At 49.8% G+C, this 12,404-nt stretch carries 16 protein-coding genes and 1 tRNA gene; 1 reads left to right on the top strand and 16 read right to left on the bottom strand.

Annotated elements, in window-relative coordinates:
• Positions 1-21: 21 nt before the first annotated feature.
• The 10 genes from AC2FAP_RS16075 to AC2FAP_RS16030 form a co-directional block, all read right to left on the bottom strand.
• Entirely contained in the window at positions 22-1,329 is a 1,308-nt protein-coding gene (locus AC2FAP_RS16075) for an ATP synthase subunit B family protein (protein ID WP_062935303.1), read from the bottom strand.
• A 737-nt stretch (positions 1,330-2,066) separates the two neighbouring features.
• Complete coding sequence (locus tag AC2FAP_RS16070) at positions 2,067-2,558, bottom strand: DNA-binding protein (RefSeq protein WP_410397733.1); 492 nt, start codon at positions 2,556-2,558, stop codon at positions 2,067-2,069.
• A gap of 34 nt (positions 2,559-2,592) precedes the next feature.
• Positions 2,593-3,378 carry a hypothetical protein gene (locus tag AC2FAP_RS16065; RefSeq protein ID WP_410397734.1) on the bottom strand — a complete coding sequence of 262 codons (786 nt, stop codon included), beginning with the start codon at positions 3,376-3,378 and terminating at the stop codon, positions 2,593-2,595.
• Positions 3,375-3,548, bottom strand: a complete 174-nt coding sequence (locus AC2FAP_RS16060; protein WP_014830800.1) for a hypothetical protein — start codon at positions 3,546-3,548, stop codon at positions 3,375-3,377. The genes AC2FAP_RS16065 and AC2FAP_RS16060 overlap by 4 nt, the downstream gene beginning before the upstream one ends.
• Before the next feature lie 411 nt (positions 3,549-3,959).
• Positions 3,960-5,723 (bottom strand): DNA primase family protein, encoded by a 1,764-nt coding sequence (locus tag AC2FAP_RS16055; RefSeq protein ID WP_410397735.1) that lies wholly within the window; start codon positions 5,721-5,723, stop codon positions 3,960-3,962.
• On the bottom strand, positions 5,720-6,034 hold the full coding sequence (locus tag AC2FAP_RS16050) for a DUF4222 domain-containing protein (protein ID WP_485452990.1): 315 nt from the start codon (positions 6,032-6,034) through the stop codon (positions 5,720-5,722). Before AC2FAP_RS16050 ends, AC2FAP_RS16055 begins: the two co-directional genes overlap by 4 nt.
• A gap of 10 nt (positions 6,035-6,044) precedes the next feature.
• Entirely contained in the window at positions 6,045-6,248 is a 204-nt protein-coding gene (locus AC2FAP_RS16045; protein ID WP_020686326.1) for a hypothetical protein, read from the bottom strand.
• Entirely contained in the window at positions 6,245-6,367 is a 123-nt protein-coding gene (locus tag AC2FAP_RS16040) for a hypothetical protein (RefSeq protein WP_475682433.1), read from the bottom strand. The genes AC2FAP_RS16045 and AC2FAP_RS16040 overlap by 4 nt, the downstream gene beginning before the upstream one ends.
• A complete protein-coding gene (locus AC2FAP_RS16035; protein WP_126501463.1) occupies positions 6,364-7,239 on the bottom strand; it encodes a tyrosine-type recombinase/integrase in 876 nt (291 codons plus the stop codon). The genes AC2FAP_RS16040 and AC2FAP_RS16035 overlap by 4 nt, the downstream gene beginning before the upstream one ends.
• Entirely contained in the window at positions 7,232-7,420 is a 189-nt protein-coding gene (locus AC2FAP_RS16030; protein ID WP_071531908.1) for a host cell division inhibitor Icd-like protein, read from the bottom strand. Before AC2FAP_RS16030 ends, AC2FAP_RS16035 begins: the two co-directional genes overlap by 8 nt.
• Before the next feature lie 129 nt (positions 7,421-7,549).
• Between AC2FAP_RS16030 and AC2FAP_RS16025 the strand changes: the two genes are divergently transcribed.
• Positions 7,550-7,729 (top strand): hypothetical protein, encoded by a 180-nt coding sequence (locus AC2FAP_RS16025; RefSeq protein ID WP_086519776.1) that lies wholly within the window; start codon positions 7,550-7,552, stop codon positions 7,727-7,729.
• Between the two features lie 48 nt (positions 7,730-7,777).
• Here AC2FAP_RS16025 and AC2FAP_RS16020 read toward each other — a convergent pair whose 3' ends face one another.
• The 6 genes from AC2FAP_RS16020 to proA all read right to left on the bottom strand — a co-directional run bounded on the left by AC2FAP_RS16020 (position 7,778) and on the right by proA (position 12,397).
• On the bottom strand, positions 7,778-8,350 hold the full coding sequence (locus AC2FAP_RS16020) for a BRO-N domain-containing protein (protein WP_313390007.1): 573 nt from the start codon (positions 8,348-8,350) through the stop codon (positions 7,778-7,780).
• Between the two features lie 20 nt (positions 8,351-8,370).
• The gene (locus AC2FAP_RS16015) at positions 8,371-8,583 is read right to left on the bottom strand and encodes a helix-turn-helix transcriptional regulator (protein ID WP_071891605.1); all 213 of its coding nucleotides are present in this window, start codon (positions 8,581-8,583) and stop codon (positions 8,371-8,373) included.
• 180 nt (positions 8,584-8,763) lie between these two features.
• Positions 8,764-9,429: a hypothetical protein gene (locus tag AC2FAP_RS16010; RefSeq protein WP_313390009.1), complete on the bottom strand. Its 666-nt coding sequence runs from the start codon at positions 9,427-9,429 to the stop codon at positions 8,764-8,766.
• 146 nt (positions 9,430-9,575) lie between these two features.
• Entirely contained in the window at positions 9,576-10,790 is a 1,215-nt protein-coding gene (locus AC2FAP_RS16005) for a tyrosine-type recombinase/integrase (RefSeq protein WP_062935308.1), read from the bottom strand.
• 166 nt (positions 10,791-10,956) lie between these two features.
• Positions 10,957-11,032: transfer RNA gene (locus AC2FAP_RS16000), tRNA-Thr, on the bottom strand.
• 111 nt (positions 11,033-11,143) lie between these two features.
• A complete protein-coding gene (gene proA, locus AC2FAP_RS15995; RefSeq protein WP_014168771.1) occupies positions 11,144-12,397 on the bottom strand; it encodes a glutamate-5-semialdehyde dehydrogenase in 1,254 nt (417 codons plus the stop codon).
• Positions 12,398-12,404: the final 7 nt, after the last annotated feature.

The raw sequence follows: 12,404 nt of genomic DNA, 5'->3' as shown, positions 1-12,404 counted from the left end.
AAATTATCAAAAGTTTAATAACTAAACACTTTTAGTGTCGTCAGACTTTCCAACTGAAGCAGTATTGCTTGCGGCCTTTGAGATAGCTGATGTAGCTTCATGGGCTGATGCAAGAGCTTTCTCTGCTAGTGACTTAAATTGCTCTCCTAATCCTGGTACGGCTTTAAGTGCCTCTTTAACAGTATTAGACGACAAAAGCTCATGATACGGGCTTCCGTGTGTTTCATTTTCAACCAATCTTAATGGGATTTCATCTAATCGAGAGAGAGCTGAAGCTAAAAGTTTCGCCTCAAGGGTTTTATCAATTCGTGAAGCTTCACTTCTGAATCCTTCGTATGCACGTGAAATAGAAGCTTTAAATGCATAATCCTCAGAAAGGCGGAAACGTTGACCAATCTGTTTAGTTGCTAGCCATGCAAACCAAACAGGTCCACCTACAGACAATATTGACAAAAATATTCTTGTTAAGATGATTGGAATAGATGGTTCCGATTGCCATGTTGAATTTATTAAACTTTGAACATTGTGAGAACCAAAAATAACAGCAGAGCCTAATGCTAACACAAGGCCTCCTACCCACCAATATAATGAATTGCTGAGCTCTTTAGATCTCTCGCTGAACGCTGCTGCTAATCCAACACTAGTTGAAGCCGCATATGCTGTTTTACAAAGTTCAATAATTGTTTCTGCTTCAGTTTGTAACCGCTTCAATTCTTCAATATTATCTTGCCCTTTTTCTTTGGCCTTTTCTATAATATCGATGTCTATATCAGTTTTCTTGACAGCAAGTTCTATTTTATCTCTTGATTCTTTTAAACTAACCATATCTGCAGGAAGCTGTTCTGCGGCTTCATAAGCGTCTTCTATGCGTTGAACCATTGAAGCTAAATCATTAGCTTTTGGTTGAATGGTCTCCATACTGGCTTCTACAGTTCTAATTTGTCTTGTTAACTTATTTAGATCCGTTATTGGGTTGCTTAAACTAAATTTATTGAGCTCATTACGCAACCCTTCCATAGTAAACATAAATGCAGGAACGCCAACCGCAGGATTTGACCATATATTCTGCAACGTATTATCTGCCATAAAACGAAGCCTATCTGCGTAGCTTTTGAATTTTGATGGGTCTACTTCTACATTCTGAGTTTCAATATTCACCACTTTTTCGAGTAATTCATTTGCAATACTTAAGAGATCATCTCTGCTGATACCAGGAAAAGTCCAATTAGCATGGACAATATTCAAAGGATCATTTGATGGTATTGCCGTTTGAATTTTCTCGATTATTTTTCTTAACTCATTACCAACATCAGAAATAGGATTATCCATTTTACCCTCTATTTTTTAGTGTTTAACGCTGTGTATCAGAACAGTTTATATCAACCCACAATAAATGTAACTAAATATAAACAAAAGATATTTGATATATTACACGCAAGCAGACATCCCCTACACGCGAACCATTAGCATGCTATTTAAATTAATTGTAATTAATTTAATGAAAATGAACTTCATTCACTATTACACCGGATTGCGCTAAAAGAACGTCAGGAGCCGAAATTTTGGCAACGTAAAATCATAGAATTGAGTAGTGTAAATCGCTATGTGCGTTACAGTCCTATGCAACTGTAACTTAGAGCGCGTTCTGCCAAAAATCCCCACTGGCGCTGCCGGTGGGTGACAACTTTTGACAACTCAACCTGAACGCCAGCGTCCGGGCAAACCAGAACAGCGATCTGAAAGAGGCTCAAGGATGGTTGCAAAGGGGGAATGCTTAACACCTCCCCTTCACGAGTTCGTGTACCTGAAGTTTTCTAAAGCGGTAGCGGCTGACACTTTACCCCTAGTTTTCCCTAGTAAGGCATAACAAACCATAACAGGCTGACACCTGCCCTGCTTCACATCAGGATTAACAAAAGCTAACAACCAAGGCTCAACAATTCTCAACGCCAGCCCTTTACACTTCTGCTGTAGCTTCTGTTCGTAGTCGTCAGGATCCGTTAGGTTGGGTTGACACTTTTCCCAGTTTCTCGCGAAAAAGTGTCAAGTTTGAGGGGCTGAGGGGTTTACAGTTTTTCGCCGTCCAGCAGGCAGAGTGACATTAAACCAGTTTTGTTCCAGTCATCCAGCGTATCGGGGTGCATTGTGGCAACGTAAGCCAGCTCAGAACGAAGAAACCGTAAAGCGCCTGCTGCACGGTCTTTGCCATAGAAGCTGTGGGTTTCTTCATCCGGCCGGAAGAGAATCAGTAGTTGCTCTGCGGGCTCGTGCTGAACATCAAAACCCAGCTCAGCGGCTGCTGCCTCTATACGCTGGCCAGCATCAATATCAGCCGGCAGCGCTTCCTCGCCGTCATGCTTCCATACCCATGCGGCGGCCTGCGCCCACGTCATTTCAGTCTGGTGTTCGCCAGCACCAGCAGAATTTTGTTTAGCCTGCGATGCTTCGACATCCACTTTATCGCCTGAAATTACAATTTCACCGCGGGCTATCCAGCCGTAAACAGTTTGCCGGCTGACGCCCATATGCCTGGCGTAGGCTGATTTACTTAACAGCATCCTGTGTTTCTCTCCGGGCAGAAAAAAGCCGCCCTCAGGCGGCCTGCTTCTCTTCTGAATGTGTCTGCCGCTGGCTGCCTTTGAGCATCGCGCTGACATGTTCGCTTAACTGATCAAGGCCGGTCATGCGGGGCAGAACTTCTGATGGATCGTCGTTCTTCCCGTAAACGAGATTGTTATACCAGGTTCGTACGGCTGTAATTTGTGCGACGTCTTTTCTCACCGCATCGACCAGATCGGCAACCGCGCTAATCACCTGCCCATTCTCTGATGCGATACGGGAGAAGCCGAGACGTTTTAGCTGTTCCGTATCGAGTCCCGAACACACAGCATGCGCCCTTAGTAAGGCGTCCGCCAGCTCCTGATGCTTTCCGCTGTGCATCGACAGCAGCATTTTTTCCTGGCTGCGGCGATCCAGCCTTGCGAATGCCAGGCGCATTTCACTGTCACGCATGAATCCCTGAACATCATCAGATGCCAGTGGACTAACCGGAGCGAGCCTGTTCTTCAGGTAATCGAGAATGTTTGCGGCCTGCTCGCTTACGGCTGCCACCCCGCGGGTAAAGTCTTTGAGCGTGTCCGGGTTCCGGGCTTCACCTGCCCTGCGGTTTTTTGCCTGTTCGTTCAGATCCGGATCGTTACGTATAACGTCAAGCAAATCCGCCTCAGCTTCGGCCTGCTGAGCCGTTGTCCTCAGGCTGGTGAGTTCGCCCGCCATACCACGGAATAAAGCGGCCATCTGAGTATTTGGCGCAACAACCTTACCGGCATAACCTGCCAGCTCGATGCTATGTTTCCCTATTTTGATTGAGTAGCTCACTGGCCAGCCTCCATTTTTGACAGCCCCGCATCAAATACCTTGCGCGCAACAGCATGGATTGACGGCGCGATCCCCATGCCCGACTTCTGGCGCTCCCTCTCCTGAATGGTTTTCAGAGCCTGAATCTGCTCCCCATTCAGCAAAACGGGCTTAACGTTAACCTTGCTCATGATGCCCCCTGTAATAGCGACCGTTGAAGTTCCATTAATCGCAACAATCAAATAATTAATTGCGATTTATGAAACGATGTTAATGAAATTGCAGGGGTGCACAACGCGAAAAGTGTGGATGCGTTTTAAAGAATTTGCCCTCAAGGTATACATGGTGTTCATAAAGGCAATAAATTGCTTATAAAACATAATATTAACCTATGAACACCAGCCTACATTTTGGGATTTCAGGTCTACACGGTATACATCATTCTGTTTAATAAACCATCAGATGATTAATGAGAGAATGAATACCATGTACACCCTGTGTATACCTGAAAACAAGGTATACATGGTTTATTTTACTGATTTATCTATAAATTATTCACTCGATGTACACCATGTATACCTTTCTCCATATTTATCTGAACTTCATTCTTTATGACCGGCTACAGGATGCGTCTGAGGTAACCAGTCTTCCGCACTTTCCGAAAGTTCAACGTTAGTCACCATGCCGCGGGCTTTCCGTTCCTTACGGTACTCGTGATTAAACTCCCTCATCGCACTTTCCATCCCCTCTGCGAATTTATTCAGCGTCAGCGGCTTGTCGAAACCGTTGGCCTCCAGGAATGCCAGATAAGCGTGATAGAGATAAATTCGCGGATAGTGCGGCGGATTGCGGTTTCCTACCATCATTCCCGCACAATCAGCCAGTCGCTCAAGGTGAGCGCAGAAGGCATAAAGCGGATCTGTTTTCTGCTTTACCTCCAGTGCTTCTTCGCTATTCCGTTGCTCCAGCAGCAGCGCCCGCGCTTTTTCCGGGTTCGCAAAGTTCGCCAGCAGCCGGCGAACAACCACCGGAATTTCAGCGGATATCTTTTCTGCAAGGTCGGGATCCTTATCCTCTTCGCTGACGCGCCGGTTAAACTGGAAAATTACGCGGCGCCGGGAAACGCCGCCGGCGCGTTCGGTGAAAATCATCGGCGTGTTGTTCGTGGCCACAACCACCGCCCGCAGAACGGCGGTGTACTGGTGCTCGTGTTTCGGGTCGATCTCCACCGCATCCCCGCCGGTGATTGCCTTTATCCCGGTGCCCTCACCTGAATATTTGGGCTGATCAGGAAGCGTTATCATGCTTTTCCCGACGAACTGCGCCCGCCCACGCGCGCTGTCGAGCGCCGCCATGTTCCCGCTGGCAGTGTTATGCGCGCCGGCTAGCATCGTGGCGATGTGGGTAAAGACGCTTTTCCCGCTGCCGCCCTCCCCGGTTATCTCGAGGAACAGCTGCCAGTCGTACCGGTTCGCCAGCACCATAAAGAGCGCTGCAGCGATACGCTGCATCTTAATTGCGTCTCTATCTGATGCGTAACTTAGCCACTTATGGAAGTTCGGCGCGTGGTCGCGGAGGTTTTCACCCGGCACCGCCGGCATGTAGGTCACGCCATTGTGGTTGGTCAGCCAGTTATCCTGGCTGTGTTCGGAGAAAACGCCGGTTTCCATATCGTAGACACCGTTTGCAAAGGGGATCAGGCTCCGCCGCGGCTCCCCCATCACCGGGATAACGATTTTCAGGGCGTCGATAACGTTGTTGATCGCGCGCTTGCTGAAGTTGGTTTTGTTCTCGTTGTAGATAGCCACCATTTCGCGGCTCAGCTCGAGCAGAGACGTTTTCTCCCAGATGCCGGCGCGGTAGACGTACACGCCCTCGCTGTTTTCGTTGATTGCAATGCCGGTGTAACGCGCGGCCAGTATGAGCGCCTTTTCGTTATCAGCCAGGTCGCGGAGGTTTACATCCGTCAGCGGTTTGCCGATCACCATGCTTTTGCCGGCTTCCGCATCGGCTTTGAGGCGCGGCAGCTGCGGCGTCCAGTCCTCCAGAAGCTGATAACCTTCAGAGTAGAATTGCGCGCGCTCCACGCCGGCCACCGCCAGCTTTGTCGCGAGAATGGTTATCTGCCGTTCGGTCAGGTGCCCGCCGCGGCAAACCCGGGCATAGAGCCGGCCATCATCCACAATGCGGATATTCTCCAGCTCTGCCAGCTGCTTTTTATCCAGCACAACCGGCGGCACCGTATCGCCAATCGGGTTCATTTCCTGCCATGCTTTGGCGAACGTCCAGGCATCGGCGCCGGCAAAGATGATTGACTCCTCCATGAGATCCGCCGGCTGCTTTTTAAGGTTTGGTGCATTCTTCATTTTCTGTTCCCTCGCTCCCTGATGATTTCCCGCATAACCCGAATTCGTTCGATGCCCTGCAACCGCATAATTCGATCGATATCTCTTCCACCGGTGCCCGGCGCGGAAGAAACAAATTCAAATTCCCGCACCAGTCTTTCTGGCGTGCAAAAACACGGTGAGCTGTACCCTTCGCGGCAATATGTCACTCTGTCGAATCGGTAACTTTCGATAATTACGATGTTGCCCCGACCGTCCTTCCATTTATCGCCCGGCCTGATTTCAGGGTGAGCGCGGCCACCAGCAGCTAAGCCGGAATTTTTAATCGTCATATTTTTTACCTCACGCCGCTGGCGGGATTACCTGATAACCAATTTTCCTCAGAAAGCGCGCGGCACTCTCTACCGTAAAAATGATCTCGTCGTCCATAAGGGGGCGCATCGACTGAAGACCATTTGACGTGTCCACCAGATAGCGGCCGCCGGCCGGGAAACTGAAAACGTTTTTGCCGTCGGCCCGGCGAACCAGATCGTAAACAGGAGTCATAATTTCCCCTCCCCCTCCCTTAATGACTGGCTGGCAAAACAATATCGCGCGCTATTTAATTGCTCAAATACGTGATCGGCAAAAGCGCCGAGACGGAAAAATTGGATAACCATTTTCATACAGATACCTCCATGGCCAGACGGGATTGAATGGCGGAGGCCTTACTGCCTAACTGGAGGTAAGTTCGGGTGATTGCCGGGTTACTGTGCCCGAGCATTTCAGAGGCGACCAGCAATCCCTGTTCGCCGCCGGCGGACATGAGATTAAAGGCGGCAATTTTGCGACTGGAGTAGGCGCTCAGGCGCAGACGCGTGTTTACGACGCGCGTAAACCACAGCATTACGTTGTGCAGTTTCTTCCAGATTGTCTGGCGACTCACGCTACCTTCCAGAGACTGGCAACGGTTACTTTCAATCTGGCTGCGGGAAAATACCAGGTCGTCACCGATAAGATTGCGCTCCATGCGTTCCCGCAGTCGTTTGATGATGCCCGGCGGCAGCTGTTTGGTGTCGTGCTTCACTTCAGCCTTTGCCACCAGCTCAAACACGATCGCCTGTTCTTCTTCCGTCATGCCGGCGGCCAGCTCGTCGCAGCTCACGCTATCCCAGTGCATGTACCCAATGTGATCGCCAGCAAGCCGGGCAGCGTCCTTGCGCTGCTGGCGAACAATCTCGATCCCCTTCCGGGTCGCTCTGGCTTCCGCTGCTTTGGTCTGCTTCGCTACGATAATTGTTGCAATGCCGGTTTCCCAGTTGATGCAGGAGTAACGGAAGTTGCACACGTCGCTGGTACGCCAGCCGGTTACGGTCGCAATATCCCACCAGAGTAAAACCCACTCCGGCTGGGTCTGCTGGATGCGCTCGCGCAGTTTGCGCTGCTCTTCCCGTTCGTAAACGGGCGTCATGGTGCGGGTGCCTTTCGTGGTAGTGGCTTTTACCACGTTGCCGCGCAGCTCGCGGGCTTTAGCTGTAAGGGTCTGGAGGTTAAACATGCTGCACCTCCTCAACACGAAATCGACACGCCAGAATACAGACACATCCTTCTGGCGTTTTTTCGCGGGCTTCGCGCTCGGTGGAAGCAGTAACATTGACGATCTGATTTGTGAATTCACCCAAGGTGAGAAAACGCCATGTAAATTCAGGGCGTGTTTGGGTAGACTTAGTGCAAGCCATAATGTTACCTCAACTAACGTTTTGGTTAGACGCCCTGAAAGTGTTCCCGCACTTCGGGGCGTTGTCTTTTTCATTTCCTGTGTGTAATGTGTCACTACACATAAACACATTACATCGGGTGTAATTGACGTGTCAACACACAAAAACGAGAGACGAGGCAATCCTCCATTCCAATTTCGGCTTGATCCAGAGCTTCGAGAGATGATGGAACGAGCGCAACAGCAAGATGGTGATGAGTCTCTAGCCGCATGGCTTAAGAGAATTATTCGCAAGGAACTCCAGCAGCGTGGTATCGAGCCAAAGGGCTGATTAAGCATGCTCTCTGCCGGGTAAAAATCCCGGCTTCTTCCTGCCTTTTTATTCATCGCTATCTTCCTTCAGTAACTCGGGTTGATACTTACGCCACAGCTGAATCTCCTCTTGTTCAAGAGCTTCTTTTGCCCCCTTACACTGCTGCAACTTATACCCGCGTTTGCTGGCCTCCTGCTGATAAGCCGCCATCCGCCGGCTAAAATCGTTCAGGAACGCGAACGGCACACCATAAGAGCCAGTTTTGCGGATAGAAGGGATAACCTCGCGAAATACCCAATTACTGAAACGATGGGCGAATGTGCCCGGCGTAATAGCTTTACGGCTGCGGGCGATCAGCTTGTAGAAACCAGATTCAGAGACAGCGCTATGATTTGGGTTCCCGCGAATACCGTAAGTTAAAGTTACGGTATTTCTCTCGTCATCATCCAGAGCCTGCAACGCCATGCGCGAATTTGATAGTTCCAGCGCCGCGCAAACATCTTTTGCAACGAACCACGGTTCACCGTTGATCTTAACAATACGCACTTTCGCGGCCTCAAATTTAATGACCGAAATATCATCGCTGCTGTTTTCAGGTTGAGCGAAACCCTGCCCGGCTAGGGCATTTTTGTTAGTCATAATAAATTTCCCGGGCTAAGTTACAGTTGAGGTTTTGTGGAAATTAATGCATCACGTTCTTCGATACGCTGGCTTATCCAATCATCAACTTCACTTTCAACAAATGCGATGGCTCGAGAACCAATCTTGACCGATTTAGGAAAGCGATTGTCTTTAAGAAGACGATAGATCCAAGCCTTGCTATATCCAGTGCGTTTTTGTACTTCAGCCAATCTGATTAAAGAGTGGGACATATTTACCTCATAACGTCTATTGTGGTGTACGAGATAAATTCAACCAGATATCAGATTAGCTGTGTGGAAGTCGGTATGATTTTAATTGGAAGTGACAACTGCGAGAGTGGATCCGTTTTACAGGTTTTTTTAGAACCTGTAAAACAAGGTTTGGAAGTGCGGCGTCAGTTTTGGAAGTCTTTACTTCGAAATTTTGGAAGCGTGAAGCTCAAGAGCTTCATCTATCAACATAATCAGTGCCTTACTGGTTACATCGATACCGTCTCCATGGTCATTAATCAGTTTAGTCGCAGTCCTTGCCACCTCAGATTTGTTTAATTTGCCACCACGTAGATATTTCCCCTGACTTTTCTCGAGAGCAATTGCCATTCCGGCTATCAATTTGAGTGCTGTGTCTTTGCCAGCGAAGTTGCCCCACTGGGTGGGTTCGTGTAAATATTCATTGCACTGCTCGGAATCTAAATCAGCGGAGTGGCTATCAATCATCCTTAAACCACTCTCAATTTCATTAGCAACCCAAGGCCAGATATCCTTTGCGAGGAAGGTTGCATTAACAATCGGAGTATCCAGAGTTATAGATTCAACATCTACTTTTAATCTGACGGCCTCAGGTAGACCATATTTATAATCAGCTAACTTGAAAGCTTGAAGTGGCTTTAATTCCTTTAGCTGAATGGCTTGTATGATGGTTTCCTTGTAAATAGATGCCTGTTCATGTCCTATATAATTCCCTTCTACTGCTTTTTGTACGCTATCAACCTTTTCAGATATTCCAGCCATAACTAAGGCTGCCTGATCTAAAGATACAATTCGCAAGCGTCCAATATGCACCGGTAAATCGAACATTACGTCACCTCACGCCCTCTATTAATTGAGCGGCTATGCCAGCCCGCAGAGGTGTACGGGTTTTCGGGGATCAGCCTAGACATAGCCTATTCTTTGTTCGTCTACCGAAGTCTACTACTGTCAATTAGCACTGTCTATACATACAGTTAAGCACTTTTCCCAAACGTTCCATGCACTACATTTTCGCCGTTTTCTAATGCCTCCATATAGTCGGCATACCATTGAAGCATTTCACGGCGGCCGTCTATGTATTGAGCATGGTTGTAAGTACCTCGAATAGAGTTTTTGTCGACGTGTGCCAGCTGCGTTTCTATCCACGAGGTGTTGTAGCCCTGTTCGTGCAGGATGGTACTCATGGTGTGCCGGAAACCGTGCCCGGTGACTTTTCCGTCATAGCCAATCCGCTTAAAGACTTGGTTTATGCTGGCTTCACTCATTGTTTTTCGCGGATCGTTACGGCCAGGGAACATAAGCGGGTAATTGCCTGTCAGCTCTTGGAGCTGGCCAATAAGCGTAAGAGCTTGCCTGGACAACGGCACCACGTGAGGGCGACGCATTTTCATACGTGAGGCTGGTATTTCCCAGACCGCCTTACTGATTTTGATTTCATCCCAAAATGCCCCGCGGAGTTCGCCGGTACGCAAGCCGGTGATAATCAGCAGACGAGCGGCCAAAACTACTAACGCGCTTCCGGTATATCCTGACAACGCCTTGAAGAAATCAGGCAATTCTTTCGGTGTGAGGAAAGGATAATGATTGGACTCATGCCCTTGCATGGCGCTGGTGAGATCCGGAGCGGGGTTATACTCAGCACGGCCGGTGACTATTGCGTAACGGAAAACTTCCCCGCAGCGCTGCCTAACTTTTTTGGCCTTTTCTGTAGCGCCGCGCCCCTCAATGCGCCGCAGCACATTCAACAGTTCAAGCGGTTTGATATCGGCTATTGGTTTTTTGCCAATGTAAGGGAACACATCTTTGTTGAAAGCTTCCAGGATGTCTGAAGCATACCCAGCAGACCATTTTTTTAATTTGCTGCTGTGCCACTCAAGGGCAAGATCTTTGAAGGTATTGTTTAACTGAGTTTCACGGGCAATCTTCTCTTCCCGTTTCGCTTCCATAGGATCGATACCCCCAGCGATACCCCTTTTCGCTTCTTCACGTTTTGACCGAGCATCGGCCAATGTGACTTCAGGATACACACCCAGCGCTAACAGCTTCTCTTTGCCGGCTACACGATACTTGAGCCGCCAGTATTTGCCGCCATTAGGTTTAATCAGGAGATACAAACCACCACCATCAGCCAGCTTGTAGGGCTTTTCTTTAGGTTTGGCGGCGTCCACCTGCCGGGCGTTTAGTTTCACTTGGGGGTACCTCCTCTAGACCGAACAGCATATACCCCCATAAGTACCCCCAAATGACCGTAGATTTCAGGGAACTTTAGTAGACGTAGAAATACTAAAAGGGGCTGTAAAGCGCAGAGTATAAGGGGTTTCAGTGAACTTTAGTAGACTTGGGGAGACGTTAGAATGGTGCCGATAATAGGAGTCGAACCTACGACCTTCGCATTACGAATGCGCTGCTCTACCAACTGAGCTATATCGGCCCTGAAAGGCCGGTTACGAGCGTAACCACGGGGCAAAAGGTTAGATCTAACCGGGTGATGCGTCAATGCCCTTTTGAATCAAACGGCTATTTTTGCATCACCCGTGATTATTTACGCACGAATCGTATCATCACCGAAGCCGATCCACTTGTAGGTGGTCAGTGCTTCCAGGCCCATCGGGCCTCTTGCATGCAGTTTTTGCGTGCTGACAGCAACTTCTGCGCCCAGGCCGAACTGACCGCCGTCGGTGAAGCGGGTTGAGGCATTCACGTACACGGCGGAGGAGTCCACCTCATTCACAAAGCGATCGGCATTGCGCAGGGTACGCGTCAGAATTGCATCCGAGTGCTGGGTACCATGTTCACGGATGTGAGCAATGGCATCGTCAAGACTCGCAACCACCTTCACATTCAAATCCAGCGACAAAAACTCGTCGTCGTACTGTTCCGCTTTGACCGGTACCACCGTCGCCGGGCCGTCTTTCAGCAGTGCCAACGCGTTGGCATCCGCGTGCAGCGTCACGCCGCTTTCGGCCATCTGTTTGCTCAGAGCAGGCAGGAAGGTGTTGGCGATGCCCTGATGCACCAGCAGCGTTTCAACCGTATTACAGGTGCTTGGACGCTGGGTTTTGGCATTGACGATAATCTTCAGCGCCGGTTCAATCTCGGCACTGTCATCGACCACGATATGGCACACGCCGATACCGCCCGTGATCACAGGAATGGTCGACTGCTCACGGCACAGCTTGTGCAGGCCCGCGCCACCGCGTGGGATCAGCATGTCGATGTATTTATCCATGCGCAGCATCTCGTTCACCAGCGCACGGTCCGGGCTCTCGATTGCCTGTACGGCACCTGCCGGCAGGCCGCACTCTTCCAGCGCCTGCTGGATAACGTTTACGGTCGCGGCGTTGGTACGCCAGGTCTCTTTCCCGCCACGCAGAATGGCGGCGTTGCCGGTCTTCAGGCACAGGGAAGCGACATCAACCGTAACGTTGGGACGGGCTTCATAGATCACGCCAATCACGCCCAGCGGCACGCGACGACGCTCAAGGCGCAGCCCGCTGTCGAGCAGCCCACCATCAATGACCTGACCTACCGGATCGGCAAGATTGCAGACCTGGCGGACATCGTCAGCGATGCCTTTCAGACGTGCCGGGGTCAGCGCCAGGCGGTCGAGCATTGCTTCGCTCAGGCCATTGCGACGCGCTTCCAGCAGATCCTGCTCGTTGGCGAGCAGAATCTCCTGCGACTGCGATTCCAGATAATCAGCGATTTTTTCCAGCACGCGGTTTTTCTCGCGGCTGGAAAGGAGCGCCAGTTTGTAAGAGGCGGCCTTCGCGGCTGCGCCCATTTGTTCCAGCATTTTCTGG

The sequence above is a fragment of the Enterobacter cloacae complex sp. 394I7 genome (genome assembly GCF_057320345.1).
This window is presented reverse-complemented; position numbering and strand designations above follow the sequence as displayed.